The sequence below is a fragment of the Bradyrhizobium sp. S3.7.6 genome (assembly GCF_054061875.1).
The window spans coordinates 4,832,850-4,855,502 of record NZ_JBSSEQ010000001.1; the positions used below are offsets into that span (position 1 = coordinate 4,832,850).

The following is a 22,653-nucleotide window of genomic DNA, read 5'->3' on the forward strand; positions in this document are numbered from 1 at the left end:
GCTGAGGGTGCTCGGGCACCGGAACGATTCACATGGGTTAGTCATTGAAGCGGCAGGCAGGACGCGGAGTCCTATGGAATGGGTATGCTCGATCCCGGTCGGTTCCTGGTGTCGTGCTCGCATTGCGATGCAAGCCCGATGGCGGCCAACGTCAAACGTTCGAGCTGGTCTTCGTCGCCGCACGAGGTCCGCTTCGTATGCCCGCGCTGTCGCTGCGAGGAGACCGCCATCATCTCGGCCTCCGGTGAGCTGACCCCGATCCGACGCATCGACGCTCCGCTGCGCGACGTCACCGCGGCCTGGGCTCAGGCCCAGCGGCCAAGAGGTCGGGCGTAGCCCGCCCGTCACAGGGCCAAGAGGGCGGGCGTAGTCAGCTCTGCGCAAGTTTTGGAACCCGGCCTACGCCGACGCGTTTCCGCTCCGACATCAACGCATCGAGGCCCTGCGAATGATCAGCGAGCATTTCGACACCCGCACCCGGATCAACATGAAGCTGGCGCTGGATCGGGTCTGCCGCAATCGCCCGGTCGGCGAGGACCATTGCTTTCGCAGGTCCGTTGCCGAGAACATCATCCGCTGCGCGCTCACGGGCCGCACCGGCATCGGCCAACTCGTCGATGCCGGCGAGCGGGCGATGATCAGGACGCGTTCGGAGCGGGAGCCGGCCTGATTGCGCCAGCTCAATCTCCGGTGCGGTGCTTTGACCGCCATGCAACCGGCCGATTGACTCTCCGCTTGCCTGCCCCCTAGATTGGTCGGTGACGGTTCTCCTCACGGAGATCAAAAGGGAACGTGGTGCGAGGTTTTCCCGATACCGGGATATTCTCAACGCCACGGCTGCCCCCGCAACTGTAAGCGGTGAATCTTTCGTCATATGCCACTGGGAATCTCGGTCCTGGGAAGGCGACGTAAGGTAACGACCCGCGAGCCAGGAGACCTGCCGTCAGCCGTGGTCACACGCGAAGATGTCGGTCGGGGAGTACAGACATTAGCTTCACCGGAGCAATCGAACGCTCCGCCGTGAAACCTCGTTCGCTGTGACGTGCCACTGACGTCATACCGAGGTTACAAGAGTGTCCCGTAATGTCTTTGCCGCCAGGCGCTTCCGCGCCGGCCTTGTCGCGTTCGTTTCCCTGTATTCGCTCGATCTGTCCATTGCCCAGGCCCAGCAGTCGGCATCGCCCGATCTGCTGCCGCCGGTCGAGGTCGCGCCGACCGAGCGTCCGGCCAAGCCGCGAGCCGCGCGGCCTGCGCCCGACCAGCCCGAGCAGCGGCGCGTCGCTCGGGTGCCGAAGCCCGGGCTGGTGCCGGCGTCGCCCCCGGTTGCCGGGGTATCCGCCGCCAACCTGTTTCCGACGGTCGTCGTCAGTCCGACGGGTATCGTCACTCCGACCAATCTGGTTGCGAGCTCGGTGACGGTTCTGACCGCCAGAGACATGGAGCGCGATCAGCGCCGGACCGCATCCGATGCACTGAGCGCGGTTCCCGGCCTCAACCTCGTGCAGACCGGCGGCCCCGGCGGACAGACGTCGATCTTCATGCGCGGAACGAATTCCAACCACACCAAGGTCCTGATCGACGGCATCGACGTCAGCGATCCCAGCAACCCGAACCGTTCGTTTGATTTCGGCCAGTTGCTCACCTCCGACATTCAGCAGATCGAAGTCCTGCGCGGTCCGCAGGGCGGTCTCTACGGCGCAGACGCGCTGGGTGGCGTGATCTCCATCGTGACGAAGAAGGGTGACGGTCCCGCCCGCGCGACCGGCTCGGTCGAGGGAGGCTCGTTCGGAACGTTCAACCAGACCGCAGGCCTGAGCGGTTCACAGGACCACTTCAACTATGCCTTCAACGTTGCGCATTTCCACGCGAACGACGTGCCGGTGACACCGGTCGAATTGCTGCCGCCGGGGCAGAAGGCGATCGGCAACTATTACGACAATATGACCTATTCGACGAAGCTTGGCGTCGAATTGAGCGAAAACCTGACGCTCAATAGCGTGGCGCGGTACACCGACGCCACCCTGCGCTTTACCGGAGACACCTTCGATCCCGTCACATCCGCGAGCTTTCCCGCGGCCGCGCAAAGCACGCAGACGGTGCACCAGCTCTTCACGCGCGGGGAGGCGGTCTGGTCCGCTCTCGACGACCGGATGAAGAGCTATTTCGGCGTCAACTACACCAATCACTGGAACTACAACATCTCGCCCGGCGACGCGATGGCCACGATCACGACCGGCGACCGCGTCAAGTATGATTGGCACACCACGACCCAGCTCGCGCCCAACAACAATGTCATCATTGGCGCGGAGCATGAGACCGAAACACTGCAAACGGCGACGGTTTCGGCGCAAAACGTCAACAAGGCCGGATATATGGAGCTGCAGTCCCAGTTCCGGGATCGCATCTTCTTCACGGCCAATGTCCGGCAGGACGACAACGAGCGGTTTGGAGAGCATCCGACCTTTCGTCTGGCGTCTGCCGTGATCGTGCCGGTCACGGATACGAAGTTCAAGGGAAGCTACGGCACGGGGTTCAAGGCGCCGACGCTCAACCAGCTTTACGTCAGCTTTCCCGCGTTCTTCTTCTTTGCAAATCCCAACCTCAGGCCGGAGGAAAGCGTCGGGTACGACGCCGGCTTCGAGCAACCCTTGTTTGGCGATCGCGTTCGCTTCGGGTCGACCTACTTCCGCAACAACATCACGGACCTGATCCAGAGCACGTTCGATCCCGTGACATTCACGAGCACCAACACCAATATCGGCAAGGCGATCACGGAGGGCACGGAGAGCTTCGTCGCGGCTGCGATCACGGACCGGCTTCGCGTTCGTGCCGACTACACTTTTACCCGCGCGGTCGATGCGACGGCGGGACTGGAGCTGCTGAGGCGTCCGAAGGAGAAGTGGAGCGCAAATGTCATCTGGAATCCGATCGATCCACTGACACTTTCCGCAACCGTGTTGCACGTCGGGAGTTTCGTCGATGGTAACCGCGACTTCAGCATTCCGCGTCTGCTGGCTCCGGCCTACACCGTCGTCAACGTCGCAGCCGAATATCTGGTCACCGACCAGGTGAAGGTGTTTGGCCGGGTCGATAATCTCGCCAATGTGCACTATCAAAATCCGACCGGCTTTCTGCAGCCGGGACTGGGCGTCTATGGCGGCATTCGCCTGGCGAATTACGACGTCAGATAGCGAGAGAGAGAAAGAGCCTCATGACGACGGCCGATCCGCTCATGGACTTGATCGCAAGCCAGCTTGCCGACGCTGAGGCCGGCTGGAGCGTCGGCACGTTCGGTGCCATTGCCGAGTTCACACGCGAGCCCGGTGAGGCCTTCGATATGGAGCAGTCGCGCAACGGGGTCAGCGTCGTGACGCAGAAGGGTGGGATGCGCGTTGTCTTCCACCCGGGCCTGCGCTTGATCGCATCGGAATCGCCGACCACGGAGAGCTGGAGCCACCGCATCGCGCTGTGTCTCCCGCATGAAGCCAGCGCCATGAGCGGTCGTACCGTGCTGACCGAGCTCGGCCCGGATGTCGAGGCGCTCCTGACGAGGGATCGCAGCGGCATCCTGTTCGACCTTGGCCTCGGAACGTTGCAGGTCGACGCTTGCATCCGTGTCAGCGATGCCGATGCCGTCGCCGCGCTCAGGAGCCGCACGGGCCAATCCGTGTTCGCGCCCGAAAGCGACGCCATGCGGATCATTCTGGCCGCCAATCCGCACCGCGTCTTCATCAGCCGCATCGGGCGCGCCGAGGTATTCCAGCCGATCCCGCCGCCGGGCGGGCGAAGCCCTGACGGCCCGCACACCCACGTCCTGCCAAAGCTGCTCGCGCATCGCCGCACCCATGCCGCCACCGAGCCGCTGCCTGAGGGGTGGATCCCCTGCGCGCATCTCTATCCGGCCCATCCGCTGCGCGATCAGCTCGGCCGCAAGCGCGCTTTTCGGCCGGATCTTCACGCAGCCTTCCAGGCGCTGCTCGAACTCTATGGGCTGCCGGAGCTGACGGCGTGCAAGAGGGCCGCGGTCGAAGCGATCGAGAAGGGGCGGGGACCTGAGATGGCGACGCTTCCGCCCGATCGCACGGCGCGCGCCACTGTTCGCGTGGCCTTGCGCCAATTGGCGGCCATGGAGCCGCACACCGCGACACTCGCCGCCTGGCTTGCCGCCTACGACCGTCGCGATCCAGCCGAGACTGAAGATCCCATGGAGGCTCTTCACTGAGTCAGACGTGATGCCGCGTTCCAACAAAATGTGCTACAAATCCCATAAGGAGATCGTTCCATGACTGTCACCATCCTGCCGCCCCACGCCGACCGTTTCCGCCTTCATCCGGTCACCTCGCGCCTTGCGCCGATGTTCTGCTTTGCGCTGCTGACGGTGTCATGCGCGCTCGCGAGCTTCGCGCTTGCCTGCGCGACGCCGTTTGCGGCGTTCGCCGTCGTCGCCGCCGCGATGCTGCCGATGCGTCCGGCGCTGCTCGTCGTCACCGGCGCCTGGCTCGTGAACCAGACCATCGGCTTCGGCGTGCTGCACTATCCCATCGATGGCAGCACCATCGCCTGGGGCTTTGTCATCGGTGCTGCCGCGTTGCTGTCGACGGCAGCGGCATCGACCGTTCTCCGCCTGCTGCCGCAGGGCCGCACGCCGCTGATGCTGGCCATCGCGCTCGTCGCCGCCTACGCCGCCTATGAGCTCGCGCTGCTTGCCGCGACGCCGTTCCTTGGCGGAGAGGGCGCGTTCACTGCGGCCATCGTGACGCGCATCGGGCTGACCAGCGCCGTCTGGCTCGCCGGCCTCGTCGCCGCCTGCGAGATCGTCCGCCTGGTCGATCCGTTCGGGCGCGCGATGCGGAACGCGTAATGCTGGATGTGCGTCATCCCAAGGGTTGCGCGAGCCCGGCGGGAATTCCCGCATTCCACAGGGAACAGGGCTCATGACCCGCAACGAATCGTTGACACCCGGCTGCATATGTCACCACATGTGGGCGTCACGGTTCCGCTGGATCGCAAGATTTAGTGGCTAAGAGGGAAGCCGGTGAACCGCGTGAGAGCGTGGAATTCCGGCGCTGCCCCCGCAACTGTCAGCAGCGAGCTGCTTCCGAACAATCGTCACTGGTGCCTTTCGCGCCGGGAAGACGGGAAGTGGGCGACGACCTGCGAGCCAGGAGACCTGCCGCGACGATCTGAACGTCCACGGGCGGGGTGTCCGGCGGTCGCTTGCATGCACCGCCCGGCAACTCTGCCGCCGGCGTTTCTGCAGCGTCCTTCCTTACAGCCCCGTTCAAACACAACGCGCGCATCACGGGGCCCATTGATGTCACTGAACCTGCACGACGCGGACACCGCTTCCGCACCCATCGTTCATTTGCGTCCACAATCGCTTGCGCTTGCTTCGAGCGAGCCGGCGATGCAGATCATCCGTCGCAACGGCAAGGTCTCGCCGTTCGATTCCGCCAAGATCGCGGTCGCCATGACCAAGGCTTTCCTTGCGGTCGAAGGCACCAGCGCGGTCGCCTCGCGCCGCGTCCATGAGAGCGTGGAGCAGCTGACGGCCGAAGTCGTCACTGCGTTGATGCGGCGGGCAGGCGAGGGACGCACCTTCCATATCGAGGACGTGCAGGACCAGGTCGAGCTCGCCTTGATGCGGAGCGAGCACCACAAGGTCGCACGCGCCTATGTGCTGTACCGCGAGGAGCGGTCGCGCCAGCGCGCCGAGGAGGCGGCCGCGGAAGCGACGCCCGCTGTCGCGCCGGCACTTCATGTCACGCTCGCCGACGGTTCGCGCGTTGGTCTCGACACCAAGCGGCTCGCGCTGATTATCGGCGAAGCCTGCGCCGGCCTCGACGGCGTTTCCGCGGCACCCGTGCTCACCGAGACCACCCGCAATCTCTACGACGGCATCAGCCAGGACGAACTGGCACTGGCCTCGATCATGGCCGCGCGCACGCTGGTCGAGCAGGAGCCGAACTACGCCTATGTCAGCGCGCGCCTGCTGCTGGACAAGCTGCGCGGCGAGGTGCTGTCCTACGTCCATGGCGTGCCGACGTCCGCCTCGCAGGCCGACATGACGATGCGCTACGTCGAATATTTCCCGGCCTATCTGAAGACCGGCATCGCTGCCGAACTGCTCGATCCTGAACTGGCCCGCTTCGACCTCGGCCGGATCGCGGCTGCACTCAAGCCCGAGCGCGACCTGAACTTCCAGTTCCTCGGGCTTCAGACGCTCTACGACCGCTACTTCCTGCACGTCCGAGGCAAGCGGATCGAATTGCCGCAGGCCTTCTTCATGCGCGTAGCGATGGGTCTTGCGGTTCGCGAGATCGACCGAGAGGCCAAGTCGATCGAGTTCTACGATCTGCTGTCATCGTTTGACTTCATGGCCTCGACGCCGACGCTGTTCAATTCGGGTACGCTGCGTCCGCAATTGTCGTCCTGCTTCCTCACGACGGTGTCCGACGACCTGGACGGCATCTTCAAGTCGATCAAGGACAACGCACTGCTGGCAAAATATTCCGGCGGCCTTGGCAACGACTGGACGCCGGTGCGTGGTCTCGGCGCCCACATCAAGGGCACCAACGGCGAGAGCCAGGGCATCATCCCGTTCCTGAAGGTTGCCAACGACACCGCGATTGCCGTCAACCAGGGCGGCAAGCGCAAGGGCGCGGTCTGCGCCTATCTGGAGACCTGGCACGTCGACATCGAGGAATTCCTCGACCTGCGCAAGAACACCGGCGACGACCGCCGCCGCACCCACGACATGAACACCGCCAATTGGGTGCCGGACCTGTTCATGCAGCGCGTCGATGCCGATGGCGAATGGACGCTGTTCTCGCCTGACGAGACGCCCGATTTGCACGATCTCTATGGCGAGGCGTTCAAGACGGCTTACGAGGCCTATGAGGCCAGGGCGAAAGCCGGCGGCATGCGCGTCTTCAAGACCGTGCGTGCGAGCGACCTCTGGCGTCGCATGCTGACCATGCTGTTCGAGACCGGTCATCCCTGGATCACCTTCAAGGACCCCTGCAATCTGCGTTCGCCGCAACGCCACGTGGGCGTGATCCATTCCTCGAACCTCTGCACCGAGATCACGCTCAACACCTCGGCCGACGAGGTCGCGGTCTGCAATCTCGGCTCCATCAACATGCTCAACCATGTCGGGCCCGATGGTGTCGACCAGGCCAAGCTGAAGCGGACGGTGACCACCGCCGTCCGGATGCTCGACAACGTCATCGACATCAATTTCTACACGATCCCCGAAGCGCGCCGCTCCAACATGCGTCATCGTCCCGTCGGGCTCGGCCTGATGGGATTTCAGGAAGCGCTTCAGGTCCAGCGCATTCCAACTGCGTCCGACACTGCCGTGATGTTTGCCGACACCAGCATGGAAGCAATCTCGTTCCACGCGATCGAAGCGTCGTCCGATCTCGCCGCGGAGCGCGGACGCTATCCGAGCTTCGAGGGCTCGCTGTGGTCGAAGGGCGTCTTGCCGCTCGACTCCATCCAGCTTCTCGCCGACGCGCGCGGTGGTCTCGACGTCGATCGCTCCGCAACACTCGACTGGGATCGCCTCCGCAAGAAGGTCACGTCCAGCGGCATGCGCAACTCGAACGTCATGGCGATCGCGCCAACGGCGACGATCTCCAACATCTGCGGCGTCTCGCAGTCGATCGAGCCGAACTATCAGAACCTGTTCGTGAAATCGAACATGTCCGGCGACTTCACGGTCGTGAACGAGTTCCTGGTCCGCGACCTCAAGGCGAGGGGGCTTTGGGACGAGGTCATGGTCTCCGACCTCAAATATTTCGACGGCAGCGTCGGCCAGATCGACCGCGTTCCTGACGATCTGAAGGCGCTCTACGCCACCGCCTTCGAGATCGACAGCGCCTGGCTGATCGAGGCGGCCGCGCGCCGGCAGAAATGGATCGACCAGTCGCAGTCGCTCAACCTCTACATCGCCAATCCCTCCGGCAAGAAGCTCGATGCGCTCTACCGGCTGGCCTGGCGGCGCGGCTTGAAGACGACCTACTATTTGCGCTCGCACAGCGCCACGCATGTCGAGAAATCGACGTTGAAGGGCACCGACGGAAAGCTCAATGCGGTGTCCGCGTCTGTGGCGGTGTCGCACGCGCCGATCATGATACCGACCTCTGCGGTGCCGGACCTCGACGGCATCAAGGCCTGCCGGATCGACGATCCCGAATGCGAAGCGTGCCAGTGAGGAGATGACGATGCTTGACTGGTCCGATACCGAAACCACAGCGGCCGCTCCGGCCGTCTCAAGTCTCGCCACCGCACTGCGTCCGCAGACCCAGCTCAAGCTCGAGCCGGCCGACCCGACCGGCTTAGGTGCGATCGATCGCGCCGGCGGCCGCGTCTCGGTCGACGAGAAGCAGATGATCAACTGCCGCGCCGACGTCAACCAGCTGCTTCCGCTGAAGTACAAATGGGCCTGGGAGAAGTATCTTTCAGGCTGCAACAATCACTGGATGCCGACCGAAGTCTCGATGCAGGCCGACATCGCGCTATGGAAGTCGCGGGACGGGCTAACGGAGGACGAGCGGCGCGCGATCAAGCGCAATCTCGGCTTCTTCGCAGCCTCTGAATCGCTCGTCGCCAACAACATCGTGTTGGCGATCTACCGTCACCTCACCAATCCGGAGTGCCGGCAGTACCTCCTTCGGCAGGCCTTCGAGGAGGCGGTGCACACCCACACCTTCCAGTATATCGTCGAAAGCCTCGGCCTCGACGAGGGCGAGCTGTTCAACATGTACCGCGAGGTGCCGTCGATCACGGACAAGGCGGCCTGGGCGCTCAAGCACACGCAGCACCTGGACGATCCGTCGTTCCAGACGGGGACGCCGGATAGCGACCGCGCCTTCCTGCGCGATCTCGTCGCCTTCTATGTCGTGTTCGAGGGGATGTGGTTCTACACCGGCTTTGCGCAGATCCTGTCGCTCGGCCGCCGCAACAAGATGGTCGGCATCGCCGAGCAGTATCAATACATCCTGCGCGACGAGAGTATCCATCTCAACTTCGGCATCGACGTGATCAACCAGATCAAGATCGAGAACCCGCATCTGTGGACGGCGGCATTCCAGGACGAGGTTCGCGGCATGATCCGTGATGCGGCCGAGCTGGAAGCCGCCTACGGACGCGATACGATGCCGCGCGGCTTTCTTGGGCTCAACGCGGCGCTGTGCGAGCAGTACATGCACTTCATCGCCAACCGCCGCTGTGCGCAGATCGGGCTCGCTCCGGTGTTCGCCGAGGTCGAGAACCCGTTCCCGTGGATGTCCGAGGCAATGGATCTGAAGAAGGAGAAGAACTTCTTCGAGACCCGCGTCATCGAATACCAGAATGGTGGTGCGCTGACTTGGGAATAGCACCGATCATGGTTATGCCGCGGGCGTGTCACCTGTGCTTAAACGGTGGCACGCGTGCGACAGCAGGGGGATGAGGTGGAGATCCGACGAGACGATCCGACGGCGCCCTATGTCGCCGACTTGTTGGCACATCATCTCGAGGAGCTGCGCAGCGTGATGGCCGAGCGCGCGTTCGCTCTCGATGCCACCGGCCTTTCGGCTGCCACCGTGACCTTCTGGACGGCTTGGCAGGACGATGTCCTGCTCGGGTTCGGTGCGCTGAAGGAGCTGGATCATACGCATGGCGAGGTGAAGTCGATGCGTGCCGCGCCGGCTGCGCGGGGCACCGGGGTAGGGCGCGCACTGCTGAGCCATATCATCGCTGAAGCCCGCAAGCGGGGCTATGTGCACCTCAGCCTGGAGACCGGCACGGCAGCCCTGCACGCGCCCGCCATCTCGCTCTACCGCAGCGCCGGTTTCGTCTCCTGCGCGCCGTTCGCTGACTATGAGACAAGCCCGCACAACCAGTTCATGCGGCTCGACCTGACGGATTGAACTGGGCGCTTCGCGCTCATCACTCCTGCCTCAGGATGACGGGGTTGGTACTGTGGGCCGCCGCGACTCAGGTGAGGCACGCTCCGTTCCCGAGACCCGCGCTGGGGCGCGCCGGAGCGGCTTTGAAATCTCAAGTTGTGGATTGGTATAATCACGAGGGTATTACAGTAAGCCAACCCGTGTCTTCCCGGTAACGATTGTGCTGTCTCTGCAACACTCATCTTGGATTAAACCCTTATCTCCGTCCGTTCGCATCAGCGCCGCTTTTTAGCCACACCCGAACATGAATAAAATCGCTCTAAAGTTTGAAGGGCATCGGCGGTCTTCGAAGGACGGAAAATCCCAAGGTCGATTCAAATCTTGGCTCTGATTTTTCGGGTCTGAAAGGGTTGGCCGGGGAAACTGGTTCGCGATGGACGCAAAGACCGACATCAAGCAGAGGCTGCCGAGCCGTCACGTGACGGAAGGCCCGACGCGCGCGCCGCACCGGTCCTATTTCTACGCCATGGGTCTGACTACCGAGCAGATCCACCAGCCCTTCGTCGGCGTCGCCTCCTGCTGGAACGAGGCCGCCCCCTGCAACATCTCCCTGATGCGCCAGGCCCAGGCGGTGAAGAAGGGCGTCGCGTCGGCCGGCGGCACCCCCCGTGAATTCTGCACCATCACCGTCACCGACGGCATCGCCATGGGCCATGACGGCATGCGCTCGTCGCTGCCGTCGCGCGAGTGCATCGCCGATTCCGTCGAGCTGACCGTGCGCGGCCACGCCTATGATGCGCTCGTGGGCCTTGCCGGTTGCGACAAGTCGCTGCCGGGCATGATGATGGCGATGGTCCGTCTCAACGTGCCCTCGATCTTCATCTACGGCGGCTCGATCCTGCCCGGCAATTTCCGCGGACAGCAGGTCACCGTGCAGGACATGTTCGAGGCGGTCGGCAAGCACTCGGTCGGCGCCATGTCGGACGAGGACCTCGACGAGATCGAGCGCGTGGCCTGCCCCTCGGCGGGCGCCTGCGGTGCGCAGTTCACCGCCAACACCATGGCGACCGTCTCCGAGGCGATCGGCCTGGCGCTGCCGTACTCGGCCGGCGCCCCGGCACCGTATGAGATCCGCGACGCTTTCTGCATGACCGCGGGCGAGAAGGTCATGGACCTGATCGCCTCCAACCTCCGGCCGCGCGACATCGTGACACGGAAGGCGCTTGAGAACGCCGCCGCCGTGGTCGCGGCGTCCGGTGGCTCGACCAATGCTGCACTGCACCTGCCGGCAATCGCGCATGAGTGCGGCATCAAGTTCGACCTGTTCGACGTCGCCGAAATCTTCAAAAAGACACCATATGTCGCGGATTTGAAGCCGGGTGGCCGTTATGTCGCCAAAGACATGTTTGAAGTAGGTGGCATACCGCTTCTGATGAAGACGCTGCTCGACAACGGATTTCTCCACGGTGACTGCATTACGGTCACCGGTCGAACGATCGCCGAAAACCTCAAAAGCGTTAAGTGGAATCCGCACCAGGATGTGGTGCACCCGGCAGACAAGCCGATCACCGTCACCGGTGGTGTGGTTGGTCTGAAGGGCAATTTGGCGCCAGAAGGTGCGATCGTGAAAGTCGCGGGAATGTCTAACCTGAGGTTCACCGGTCCGGCGCGATGCTTCGACCGGGAAGAGGACGCCTTTGAGGCCGTCCAGAACCGCACCTACCGCGAAGGCGAAGTCATCGTGATCCGCTACGAGGGCCCCAAGGGCGGTCCCGGCATGCGGGAAATGCTCCAGACCACCGCGGCGCTGACCGGCCAGGGCATGGGCGGCAAGATCGCGCTCATCACCGACGGCCGCTTCTCCGGCGCCACCCGCGGCTTCTGCATCGGCCATGTCGGGCCGGAAGCCGCCATCGGCGGCCCGATCGGGCTGCTCGAGGATGGCGACATCATCGAGATCGACGCGGTCGTAGGTACCCTTAACGTAAAATTGAGCGACCAAGAGCTCGCCCAGCGCAAGACCAAATGGAGCGCTCGCGCGACTAACCACACGTCGGGTGCGCTCTGGAAGTATGCTCAGCAGGTTGGACCAGCGGTCGGTGGGGCAGTGACCCATCCGGGCGGCGCGCACGAGAAACAGTGCTATGCGGACATCTAGGCGTGCCATAGTTGCGTTTGTGTTGGGGGTCGGTGCGCTGGCCGCGCCGGCGCTCGCCTTTGACGGCTCGGCCAGCAAGGATGCGGCCCTCCCGGTCGTGACCACCTTGCCGGGCGCCGCGGGTGCCGTGCGCAGCAAGGTGGCGGCACCGGCGACCACGCCCCAGGAAACCTCGCTCAGCGCCCTGCAATATGCCGCCGAAGGCGGTCATCCCGGCGCTCAGTTCAAGCTTGGCCGCATGTATGCCGATGGCGACGGCGTCGCCCAGGACGATGTGCGCGCCTTCGAATATTTCAGCCGCATCGCCAATGCGCATGCCGAGGACAGCCCGTCGGCGCCGCAGGCGCAGGTCGTGGCCAACGCCTTCGTCGCGCTCGGCCGCTACTATTTGAGCGGTATCCCGAACTCGAAGATCAAGTCGGATCCGGACCGGGCGCGGGAGATGTTCTCCTATGCGGCCTCCTATTTCGGCAATGCGGATGCGCAGTACGATCTCGCCCGGCTGTATCTGAAGACTCCGGACGCTTCACGCGAGGATTTCCGCTATGGCGCGCGCTGGCTTGGCCTTGCCGCTCAGAAGGGCCAGCACGAGGCGCAGGCGCTGCTCGGCCAGATGCTGTTCAATGGCGACCGCCTGCCGCGGCAGGCCGCGCGCGGCCTGATGTGGCTGACGCTGGCGCGTGACAGCGCCGGTATCGAGGAAACCTGGATCAAGGAAAGCTACAATCGCGCTTTCGCCAAGGCCTCGGACGACGACCGCGCTATGTGCCTGCAAATGCTGGAACAGTGGGTGCAGGGCGTTCAGGGCCGCCGGTAGTAGGTACCCCAGCCGGGTAGGTTAGCCCGCGGCTGCGCAAAGCGCAGTCCGCAAGCTCCATCCAGCACCTCCGCGCACCAGCTTAAGCCGCCTCCAGATTCAGATCCGCCCATACCGGCACGTGGTCCGACGGCTTCTCCCAAGCCCGCACATAGCTGTCGATGCCGACATTGGCGAGCCGGTCGCTGGCCTGCGGCGACAGCAGCAGATGGTCGATCCTCAAGCCATGGTTCTTCTGCCAGGCGCCGGCCTGGTAGTCCCAGAAGGTGTAGAGCCCGGGCTCGTCGGTGACCGCGCGCAGGGCGTCGGTGAGGCCGAGGCCCAGCAGGGACTGAAAGCTCTCCCTCGTCTCGGCCTTGAACAGGGCGTCCTCGGTCCAGGCGGCGGGATTATGGACGTCGCGGGCATGCGGGATGACGTTGAAGTCGCCTGCGAGGATCAGCGGCTCCTCGGCCTTGAGGCGCTCCCTCGAATACTCAAGAAGCCGCGACATCCATTTGAGCTTGTAGGGATATTTCTCGGTCCCGACCGGATTGCCATTGGGCAAATAGAGGCAGGCGATGCGCAGCACCCCGTGCTTGAGCGTGACCACGCCCTCGAGGAAACGGGCATGGGCGTCCTCGTCGTCGCCGGCGAGGCCCGACTTGGTCTCGTCGAAGCGAAGCTTCGAGAGCAAAGCAACGCCGTTGAAGGTCTTCTGACCGTGGGTGACCACGTTGTAGCCCAGCGCCTCGATCTCCAGCCGCGGGAAGGCCTCGTCGACGCATTTGATCTCCTGGAGGCAGACGATGTCCGGCTGGCATTCCTTCAGCCAGGTCAGCAGCAGGTCGATCCGCTGCCGGACCGAGTTCACGTTCCAGGTAGCAATTCTGATGGGCATTGGTGGGGCTCCGGGCAGGGGCCATGGTTAGAACAAACTGCAAACGCGCCCGTCAAGGACGCCGCAAAATCTCCCACAAAATTAACCCGGCTTAAGCCGGGCTCGGGCCATTGATGCCGAAAAGGTTTTTCGAATGGGATGGCCGGACAAATCCATGAAGCAAGCTGAGCCGCGCGACGGCCTGATCGGCGCGTTCCTGTACTGGCTCGGCGGCTTCGAGATCGAGGACGGCCTGACCGCCGATCTCAGCGAGCGCGAGCTGCGCCGCATCCGCGCCAAGCAGATCGACGCGGTGATGCGCGCGATCCCGGTGACCATGGCCGTCACCATGCTCAACGTCGCCATCGTGCTGATCCTGTTCTGGGGCAGGGGCTGGAACGATTTCCTCGCGATCTGGGGCATGACCCTCGCCGTCACCGCCTCGCTTGCCGTGCGCGCGTGGCGGCGGTCGCATCAAAACCCGCCGCAGGAAGCATCACCGCGCGCCGCGCGGCAGATGCTGCGGCAGGCGTTCTTCCTCGCGGCGATCTGGGGCACGCTTCCGCTCGCGCTGTTCAGCCGGGTCGAGCCGACCAGTCAGCTCATCCTGGCCTGCCTGATGGTCGGCATGATGTCCGGCGGCGCCTTCACGCTGTCGACCTTCCCGCGCGCGGGCCTCGTCTATCTCGCGACCGTGACGATGGCCTGTGCCGGCGCGCTGTTCCTCTGCGGCACCGGGCCGTATCTGCTGACCGCGGTGTTCCTGCTGCTGTTCGCGTTCTTCATGGCGCGCAACATCGTCTCGCAGGGCAATCTGTTCCTCGGCAATCTCAAGGCCCGGCTCGAGCTCGAACGTCAGACCGAGATCATCTCGCTGCTGTTGAAGGACTTTCAGGAGAACGCCAGCGACTGGTTGTGGCAGACCGACGCCGAAGGGCATCTCGTCGACGTGCCCCAACGCTTCGCCGAAGTGGCGCAGCTTCCGCTTCCATTGCTGAAGGGCTCGCATTTCGTCGACGTGCTCGACATGCTCTGTCCCGACGACAAGAGCGCAGCCTACAACGTCGTCGGCCTGATGGAGCAGAGCGAGCCGCTGCACGAGATGAACCTCAAGGTCGTCGCCGGCGGCGAAGCGCGGCTGTGGTCGCTCACCGCGAAGCCGGCCTACGACCGCGACGGCCTGTTCCTCGGCTATCGCGGCTTCGGCCGCGACGTCACCGAGCGCTGGCGCGCGGAAAAGGCGGAGGCCGAGAGCCGCGCCAAGTCCGACTTCCTCGCGGTGATGAGCCACGAGATCCGCACGCCCATGAACGGCGTGCTCGGGCTTGCCAGCATGCTGCTGGAAACCAAGCTCGATCCGGAGCAGCACGAGGCCGTCACCTCGATCCGCGAGTCCGGCGACAATCTCCAGCGCATCCTCAACGATATCCTCGATCTGTCCAAGCTCGAGGCCGGACGCTTCGCGTTCGAGGCGATCGACTTTGCGCCGCAGGCGCTGGTCGAGACGGTTGCGACCGTCGTGCGCGCAGGCGCCAAGAGCAAGGGGCTCGCCGTCAAGGTCGAGCTCGATCCGAACCTGCCGCCGACGCTGCGCGGTGATGTCGCGCGGATCCGGCAGGTGCTGCTCAACCTCGCCTCCAACGCGGTAAAGTTCACCGACGAAGGCGAGGTGACGATCAAGGCCACCTGCCAGGCGCGCCGCGATCTGCTTGCGACCGTCGAATGGACCGTGACCGACAGCGGCATCGGCATCGCGCCCGAGAAGCTCGGGGAGTTGTTCTCCGACTTCGCGCAGGCCGACGCCTCGATCAGCCGCCGCTTTGGCGGCACCGGGCTTGGGCTTGCGATCTCCCGACGCATCATCGAGCAGATGGGCGGCACCATCGGCGTCACCTCGACGCCGGGCGAGGGCTCGACCTTCCGCTTCACGCTGGTGCTGCCCTGGAGCCAGGCGCAGGTCTCCGACCAGGCGGCGGGCAGCGATGAAGCCGACGAGCTGAAGGCACGGATCGCAGGGCTCGACCGGCCGCTGAAGGTGCTGGTGGCCGAGGACGATGCCGTCAACCGCATGGTCGTGACCAAGATGTTGGGGGCGTTCGAGGTCGAGCTGCGCGTCGTCACCGACGGCGTCCAGGCGGTCGAGGCTGCCTCGGAGAGCGACTACGATGTCGTGCTGATGGACGTGCGCATGCCGGACATGGACGGCCTTGCCGCGACGCGGGCGATCCGCGCGCAGGGCGGGCGTTTCGAAGCCTTGCCGATCGTCGCGCTGACCGCCAACGCCTTCCCCGAGGACGTCAAGATCTGCCGCGAGGCCGGCATGTCGGATTTTTTGGCAAAGCCGCTGCGTAAGCCCGCGCTCGCCGCCGTCTTGCTGCGCGCGCTCGACGGCCACACGATGTCGGAGGACGCGCCGCTTCAGCCGGAGCTGACGCCGATCGACGTCGCGTGGACGGACGAGGAAAGGCAGATGACCGGCGTCTAGCCGGTCAGATCGAGAAGCTGGTCCCGCTGAGCTACTGGCGCGTGCGCCGGCAATGTAACGCGGCGCCGCTACAGTTTTCCATAGACGCGCCCGGCGACCGCCTTCAGGCGCTCGACCGAGCCGGACTCGGGATGCGGCTTGACCGGCGCGAACAGGATCGAAGCCTGCCTGCCGTTCTTCCGAACATAGATGTTGACGGCGTTACCGTTGCCCTTGGTGCAGGAATGCTCGCCGAACGCTTCACTGCCGAGCTCGGGTATCGCCAAATGTTTGCACGGGCCCGAGCGCTTCATCATGCTGATGACCGTGTCGCGCGAGATCGCGATCACCGCGACGGTCATGGTATTGGCCTCGCGATCGAACATCATGCAGCTGCCGGCGCCGGTCCGCTGGACCGTCAGCGTGCTCTTGTCGAGAAAGCCGTCGGCATCGGCGGCCGTGAGCCACTCGCAATTGCCAAACCGCTCGCTGCTCTTGCTCACGTTGGCGATGGCAACGCGCGCGGCATCTGTGAGCGGTCCGAGCAGCGCGTCGTCGGCACGGCGGCCGATCGGATAGACGCTGATCTGCAGAATGTAATCGCCGGACAAGGCGACGACCGAGGCTTCCTGGCGTTCCGCGCCGGCGGCGCTCGTTCCGCCCTGGCCTTCGTCGCCGATCCCCGCGACCGCGTTCAGCGGCATGCGCTCACCAAGCGTCTTGACGAAGGTCGCGTACAATTCCCTGGCGCGGTCCTTGTCGGGATTGCGGAACACGGTCAACATCATCGTGTCGCCGCGCCCGCCCTGGTAGATGCAGCCGCGGCCGTCCTGATTTGAAATCAGTGACCATTTGAGCGCCGGCATCGCGCGGGCGAGCTCCTGGGCGCTGATGAACGGGCAGGTTTCGGCCGCGCGCGCGGGAAGCACCGGGACGGCTGCGATTGCAAGGAATAGAGCGAGGCAAGAGAACAGACGATCGAAAATGCGCATTCGATAATTTAATACCGCTACTGGCGCCGCTGACGAGATTTAAGCTTTCTAGAATGATTGGACAGGGGCCGCTTCGGCGTCAGACTGTATCGGACCCGCCGAGCCCCCTTGGGGACCTCGCGATGATCACAAATTACCCCTGATTTGCCCGACGCGTCAAACGATTTTCGTAAAATCCGAAATGCATCGTGCCGGCTCCCGGCTACTTTGCATGGGGTTGTTTTTCAGATTTTAAGTCGGGCTAGATCGAGAAGCTGGTCCCGCAGCCGCAGGACGCCGTCGCATTGGGATTGTTGACGCGGAACGAGGCGCCGATCAGATCGTCGACGAAATCGACCTGCGAGCCCGCCAGGAACGGCTGGGAGGCGGAATCGACCAGCACAACCGCATTCTCCTGCTCGATCACGAGATCGTCGTCGGTGCGGTCGCGGTCGATGTCGAACTTGTACTGGAAGCCCGAGCAGCCGCCGCCCTCGACGGAGATGCGCAGCATCGCGCCAGAACCTTCGCCCTTGAGGATCTCCCCAATCCGGCGTGCGGCGCGGTCACTGATGGTCACGTCAGTCGTCATTGCTCGTCTCCGATAGTCCCGCGGTCATACCAAGTTCACTTGCCCAATTCATTTGGTATCCCGCGTCCGGCATAGTTAAGTGCAAGCATACGCAGAATCAAATGGATAGGGACTAAATTCGTCGTGTCCGTCGGAATGGCAGCCCCCCGTGCGCCCTATGCCTGCGACCCCGACCGCAGCCGCGGCCGGCTGGTCGTGGAGCCGCCGAGCCGGACCCGCAGCCCGTTCCGGCGGGATTGCGACCGGGTGATCCATTCCACTGCGTTCCGCCGCCTGAAGTACAAGACCCAGGTCTTCGTGTTCCACGAGGGCGACCACTACCGCACCCGGCTGACCCATTCGCTGGAGGTGGCGCAGATCGCTCGCGCCCTGGCCCGGCAGCTCGGACTGGACGAGGACCTCACGGAAACGTTGGCGCTGGCTCATGATCTCGGCCATCCGCCGTTCGGGCACGCCGGCGAGCGGGCGCTGGATGCCTGCCTGAAGGATTTCGGCGGCTTCGACCACAACGCCCAGACCTTGCGGGTCGTTGCGTCGCTCGAGCACCGCTATCCGGAGTTCGACGGTCTCAACCTGACCTGGGAGTCGCTGGAGGGTATCGTCAAGCACAACGGCCCGCTGACGGATCGCAGCGGCGCGCCGGTCGGGCCCTATCGCGAGCACGGCATTCCGGTCGGCATCGCCGACTACGTCAAGACCTACGATCTCGAATTGTGGAGCTTCGCCTCGCTGGAGGCGCAGGTTGCCGCGATCGCCGACGACATCGCCTATGATGCCCACGACATCGATGACGGTCTGCGCGCCGGCCTGTTCCATCTCGATGATCTCAAGGTGATGCCGCTGACCGCGGAGATCATTGCCGAGACCTCGGCGCATTATCCCGATCTCGAAGACGTCAGGCGCGGCGCCGAGCTGGTGCGCGAGCTGATCTCGCACCTGATCGGTGCGGTGTATTCGGAGGCGCAGAAGAACCTCGCCGTCGTAAAACCGCAATCGGCCCAGGACGTGCGCCGGCAGAGCCGGGCGCTGGTCGCGTTCCCGGCGGCGGTTGCCGAGGAGGAGGCCGCCATCAAGCGCTTTCTCTATCAGCACATGTACCGTCACAAGCGGGTGATGCGGGTGATGGGGGAGGCGGAACAGATCCTGTTCGACCTGTTCGCAAAATACCTGACATCGCCCGGAGAGCTGCCACCGGAATGGCTGCTGGGGGCGGAGGCGGACAATGAGGGCGACCGGGCCCGCCGGATCGGCAATTTCATTGCCGGAATGACCGACCGTTTCGCCCTGACCGAGCACCAGCGGCTCTTTGACTCGACCCCGGATTTGCGTTAGGCGGCGGCCATGCCCGACACATCCTCAGCACTGCACCTGTTCGCCGACGTGCTCGCACGCGTGCACGCCGCCTGCCGTACGCTTGCGGCGGACGCCAACTGGCCCGAGGGTATCGATTTCTCGCGCGTGGTGGTCGAGCCGCCGCGCGATGCCTCCCATGGCGACATGGCAACCAACGCCGCGATGGTGCTTGCAAAAGAGGCAAAGGCAAAGCCGCGCGATCTCGCCGAGCAGATCGCCGAGCGGCTGCGCGCCGATGCGCTGATCGCCAAGGTCGATGTCGCCGGTCCCGGTTTCATCAATTTGACGCTCAAGCCCGCCGCCTGGGCGGAGGCGCTGCGCACCGTGCTGCGCGAGGGAGCTGACTACGGCCGCGTCCGCGGCGGCACCAAGGTCAATGTCGAATATGTCTCGGCCAATCCGACCGGACCGATGCATGTCGGCCATTGCCGCGGCGCCGTGTTCGGCGACGCGCTGGCGAGCCTGCTTCAGTTCGGCGGCCACGACGTCACCCGCGAATACTACATCAACGATGCTGGCGCCCAGGTCGACGCGCTCGCGCGTTCCGCCTTCCTCAGGTATCGCGAGGCACTTGGCGAAAACATCGGCGCGATCCCGGAAGGGCTGTATCCCGGCGACTATCTGAAGCCGGTGGGCGCGGCGCTGGCGAAGGAGCACGGCGACAAGCTCCGTGCGATGAGCGAGGCCGAGTGGCTGCCGACGGTGCGCGCCAAGGCGATCGCGATGATGATGGACGAGATCAAGGACGATCTCGCAGCCCTCAACATCCGCCACGACGTGTTTTTCTCGGAGCGCTCGCTGATCGAGACCGGCAACAACAAGGTCGCCGAGACCATCGATTTCCTGAAGGCCAAGGGCGACATCTACGAGGGCCGCCTGCCGCCGCCGAAGGGCGCGCCGGTCGAGGATTGGGAAGACCGCGAGCAGCTCCTGTTCAAGGCGACCGCTTACGGCGACGACGTCGATCGTCCGCTGATCAAGTCGGACAATTCCTATACCTACTTCGCCTCGGATATCGCCTACCACAAGAACAAGTTCGACCGCGGCTTTGCCGAGATGATCGACGTGTGGGGCGCCGACCATGGCGGCTACATCAAGCGCATGCAGGCGGCGGTGAAGGCGACGACATCAGGTAAGGGCGCGCTCGACGTCAAGATCGTCCAGCTCGTGAAGTTGCTGCGCAACGGCGAGCCGGTGAAAATGTCGAAGCGGAGCGGGGACTTCGTCACCTTGCGTGAGGTGGTGGATGAGGTCGGTCAGGACGCCGTCCGCTTCATGATGCTCTACCGCAAGAACGACGCGGTGCTCGACTTCGACCTCGCCAAGGTCATGGAACAGTCGCGCGACAACCCGGTATTCTACGTCCAGTACGGCCACGCTCGCGGCCACTCGATCTTCCGCAACGCCCGGGCCGAAGTGTTCCCGGAACTGCCTGAGGATACCGGCAAGCGCATCGCGTGGCTGGGCGAGTCGGCGGTGGAACGACTATCGGACCCGGTCGAGCTCGAGCTGCTCAAGCGCCTCGCAATTTTTCCGCGCATGCTGGAGGCCGCCGCCGCGGCCCATGAGCCGCACCGAATTGCCTTCTATCTCTATGACTTAGCGAGCGAATTTCACGCACTTTGGACGAAGGGGCGCGATTTGCCCTATTTACGCTTCATTATCAATAATGATGCAGATCTTACAAAGGCGCGACTGGCCATGGTCCAGGGCGTCGTCTCTGTCCTGGCATCGGGCCTCGCCATCCTCGGCGTCCATGCTCCGGACGAGATGCGGTAGTTTGGGGCGAACTACTTAAGGGGAATTTTGGGGGTAACCGGCAGAAGCCGGACCGCTTAGACTTGGTTGAATGCCTTGTGGGTCGAAAGCCGCGCCTTGGTCGAGGGGCGCGCGGCTTTCCCGAAGGGACGCATCATCACGATGGCCGAACGATATCAGGACAGAACGTTTCCTTCCGATGGCTATGGTCGCGGTGGCGATCAGCATGGGAAGGCGGAAAACGATCCCTTGGCCGAACTCGCCCGCCTGATCGGACAGACCGATCCATTTGCAGCGCAGGGACGGCCGAGCGCGCAGCCGCCGGCACCGCCAACGCAGAGCTATCAGGACCACGACTATCCGCAGGACGACTATCGGCAGGATTATGCCGAGCAGGCGCCGCCGGCTCAACCCGGGCCGCCCTCATGGATGCGGCGCGCCAACGTGCAGCCGCAGCCCGCGCCCGAGCAGCCCGACTATCCCGTTTCTGTGAACCCGGTTCATCCATTGCACCGCTATTCAGCCCAGCCGACCGCGCCCGAGCCTGATTTCCATCAGCCGCAGGCCTATCAGGACCACGCTTACCAGGATCAGGCCCATCAAGCGCAGGCCTATCAGGATCAGGCCCATCAGGGCCGCGCTCACCAGCAGCATGATCAGGCTTACCAGGAGCAAGCCTATCAGGAGCCGCATCAGCCGCCCGATCCGGCACGCTACGACGACGCGCTCTATGGACGGCTGGAGGGTGGCGAGCAGGATTATCAGCGCGATCCCGCCTATCCGGATGATCCTTACGCGTTCCAGAGCGACTATCCCGAGGCCGATCTCGACGAGCCGAAGAAGCCGCGCGGCGGCATGATGACGGTCGCGGCGATCCTCGCGCTTGCCGTGGTCGGCACTGGCGCGGCCTTCGCCTACAAGACCTATGTCGGTTCGCCCCGCAGCGGCGAGCCGCCGATCATCAAGGCGGACAACACGCCGACCAAGATCGTGCCGGCGCCGACCGACTCCTCGGCCAAGGTGCCGGATCGCATGGCGAGCGGCGATGGCTCCGAGAAGATCGTGCCGCGTGAAGAGGCACCTGTCGACGTCGCTGCCAAGGCGGGCGGTCCGCGTGTGGTGTTCCCGCCACTGAACCAGAACGCGAACCCGCCGTCGGTGGCGAGCGTCGCGCCGTCCACGATCCCGCCGCCAAGCGCGGGTCCAATCCCGAGCAACGGCACGCTGCCGGCCAACACGCCACGCTCGATCAGGACTGTGGCCGTGAGGGGCGATCAGACCGATAGCACCGCGCCGCAATCCGCAGCCGCCAAGTCGGCGGCAGCCGCGCCGAAGCCCGTTGCCGCGCCCGCCGCACCGCCTGCGCCGCGCAATCCGCCGACTTCGGCCAATGCCAGTGCCACCCAGCCGCTCTCGCTTGCGCCGCAATCGACGCCGGTTGCGGAGGTGCCGCAGCGGATGGCTGCGACCACCCCGACTCAAATCACGCCCGCCAGCAATGGTGGTGGCGGCTACGTCGTGCAGGTCTCCTCGCAGCAGAGCGAGGACAGCGCAGCCGCGTCCTACCGGGTGCTTCAGAGCAAATATGGCAGCGTGCTCGGATCGCGCTCGCCGGTGATCAAGCGGGTTGATCTGACCGACAAGGGCAAGGGGGTCGTCTATCGCGCTTTCGCCGGACCCTATGGTTCGGCCGAGGAAGCGACGCAGGCTTGCAACAGCCTGAAGTCCGCTGGCCTGTCCGCCTGCTTCGTCCAGAGGAATTAACGGCCGTTTCCTTGACCCCCT

The 22,653-nt window shown here is 64.3% G+C and carries 17 protein-coding genes and 2 riboswitches; of the genes, 14 read left to right on the forward strand and 3 right to left on the reverse strand.

Annotated elements, in window-relative coordinates:
• The first annotated feature begins 78 nt into the window (after positions 1-78).
• From ACVJ5M_RS23345 to ACVJ5M_RS23390, 10 genes are all read left to right on the forward strand, one after another.
• Positions 79-336 (forward strand): hypothetical protein, encoded by a 258-nt coding sequence (locus ACVJ5M_RS23345; RefSeq protein ID WP_283016625.1) that lies wholly within the window; start codon positions 79-81, stop codon positions 334-336.
• A gap of 112 nt (positions 337-448) precedes the next feature.
• Entirely contained in the window at positions 449-670 is a 222-nt protein-coding gene (locus ACVJ5M_RS23350) for a hypothetical protein (protein ID WP_063986347.1), read from the forward strand.
• A 75-nt stretch (positions 671-745) separates the two neighbouring features.
• A riboswitch (cobalamin riboswitch) is annotated at positions 746-959 on the forward strand.
• A 114-nt stretch (positions 960-1,073) separates the two neighbouring features.
• Positions 1,074-3,191: a TonB-dependent receptor domain-containing protein gene (locus tag ACVJ5M_RS23355; protein ID WP_283016624.1), complete on the forward strand. Its 2,118-nt coding sequence runs from the start codon at positions 1,074-1,076 to the stop codon at positions 3,189-3,191.
• 20 nt (positions 3,192-3,211) lie between these two features.
• On the forward strand, positions 3,212-4,222 hold the full coding sequence (locus ACVJ5M_RS23360; protein WP_283016623.1) for a DUF6925 family protein: 1,011 nt from the start codon (positions 3,212-3,214) through the stop codon (positions 4,220-4,222).
• A 60-nt stretch (positions 4,223-4,282) separates the two neighbouring features.
• Positions 4,283-4,861, forward strand: coding sequence for a hypothetical protein (locus ACVJ5M_RS23365; RefSeq protein WP_283016622.1), 579 nt, complete (start codon positions 4,283-4,285; stop codon positions 4,859-4,861).
• 113 nt (positions 4,862-4,974) lie between these two features.
• Positions 4,975-5,192: riboswitch (cobalamin riboswitch) on the forward strand.
• A 122-nt stretch (positions 5,193-5,314) separates the two neighbouring features.
• A complete protein-coding gene (locus tag ACVJ5M_RS23370) occupies positions 5,315-8,218 on the forward strand; it encodes a ribonucleoside-diphosphate reductase subunit alpha (protein ID WP_283016621.1) in 2,904 nt (967 codons plus the stop codon).
• Positions 8,219-8,228: 10 nt separating this feature from the next.
• Positions 8,229-9,383, forward strand: a complete 1,155-nt coding sequence (locus tag ACVJ5M_RS23375; protein ID WP_283016620.1) for a ribonucleotide-diphosphate reductase subunit beta — start codon at positions 8,229-8,231, stop codon at positions 9,381-9,383.
• 75 nt (positions 9,384-9,458) lie between these two features.
• Complete coding sequence (locus tag ACVJ5M_RS23380; protein WP_283016619.1) at positions 9,459-9,917, forward strand: GNAT family N-acetyltransferase; 459 nt, start codon at positions 9,459-9,461, stop codon at positions 9,915-9,917.
• A 412-nt stretch (positions 9,918-10,329) separates the two neighbouring features.
• Positions 10,330-12,054 carry a dihydroxy-acid dehydratase gene (gene ilvD / locus ACVJ5M_RS23385; RefSeq protein ID WP_247305303.1) on the forward strand — a complete coding sequence of 575 codons (1,725 nt, stop codon included), beginning with the start codon at positions 10,330-10,332 and terminating at the stop codon, positions 12,052-12,054.
• Complete coding sequence (locus tag ACVJ5M_RS23390) at positions 12,041-12,871, forward strand: tetratricopeptide repeat protein (protein ID WP_071913596.1); 831 nt, start codon at positions 12,041-12,043, stop codon at positions 12,869-12,871. Before ilvD ends, ACVJ5M_RS23390 begins: the two co-directional genes overlap by 14 nt.
• Before the next feature lie 82 nt (positions 12,872-12,953).
• Here ACVJ5M_RS23390 and xth read toward each other — a convergent pair whose 3' ends face one another.
• Positions 12,954-13,751, reverse strand: a complete 798-nt coding sequence (gene xth, locus ACVJ5M_RS23395) for an exodeoxyribonuclease III (RefSeq protein WP_283016618.1) — start codon at positions 13,749-13,751, stop codon at positions 12,954-12,956.
• A 133-nt stretch (positions 13,752-13,884) separates the two neighbouring features.
• Here xth and ACVJ5M_RS23400 point away from each other — a divergent pair, with 133 nt between their 5' ends.
• Positions 13,885-16,215 (forward strand): hybrid sensor histidine kinase/response regulator, encoded by a 2,331-nt coding sequence (locus ACVJ5M_RS23400; protein WP_283016617.1) that lies wholly within the window; start codon positions 13,885-13,887, stop codon positions 16,213-16,215.
• A 68-nt stretch (positions 16,216-16,283) separates the two neighbouring features.
• Here the strand turns inward: ACVJ5M_RS23400 and ACVJ5M_RS23405 are convergent, their stop codons facing one another.
• The gene (locus tag ACVJ5M_RS23405) at positions 16,284-17,186 is read right to left on the reverse strand and encodes a hypothetical protein (RefSeq protein WP_283016616.1); all 903 of its coding nucleotides are present in this window, start codon (positions 17,184-17,186) and stop codon (positions 16,284-16,286) included.
• 241 nt (positions 17,187-17,427) lie between these two features.
• Positions 17,428-17,757, reverse strand: coding sequence for an iron-sulfur cluster insertion protein ErpA (erpA, locus tag ACVJ5M_RS23410; protein WP_014495044.1), 330 nt, complete (start codon positions 17,755-17,757; stop codon positions 17,428-17,430).
• A 123-nt stretch (positions 17,758-17,880) separates the two neighbouring features.
• Between erpA and ACVJ5M_RS23415 the strand changes: the two genes are divergently transcribed.
• From ACVJ5M_RS23415 to ACVJ5M_RS23425, 3 genes are all read left to right on the forward strand, one after another.
• Positions 17,881-19,089: a deoxyguanosinetriphosphate triphosphohydrolase gene (locus ACVJ5M_RS23415; protein ID WP_283016615.1), complete on the forward strand. Its 1,209-nt coding sequence runs from the start codon at positions 17,881-17,883 to the stop codon at positions 19,087-19,089.
• Between the two features lie 9 nt (positions 19,090-19,098).
• On the forward strand, positions 19,099-20,889 hold the full coding sequence (argS, locus tag ACVJ5M_RS23420) for an arginine--tRNA ligase (RefSeq protein ID WP_283016614.1): 1,791 nt from the start codon (positions 19,099-19,101) through the stop codon (positions 20,887-20,889).
• Between the two features lie 141 nt (positions 20,890-21,030).
• On the forward strand, positions 21,031-22,632 hold the full coding sequence (locus ACVJ5M_RS23425; protein ID WP_354100143.1) for an SPOR domain-containing protein: 1,602 nt from the start codon (positions 21,031-21,033) through the stop codon (positions 22,630-22,632).
• Positions 22,633-22,653 lie beyond the last annotated feature (21 nt).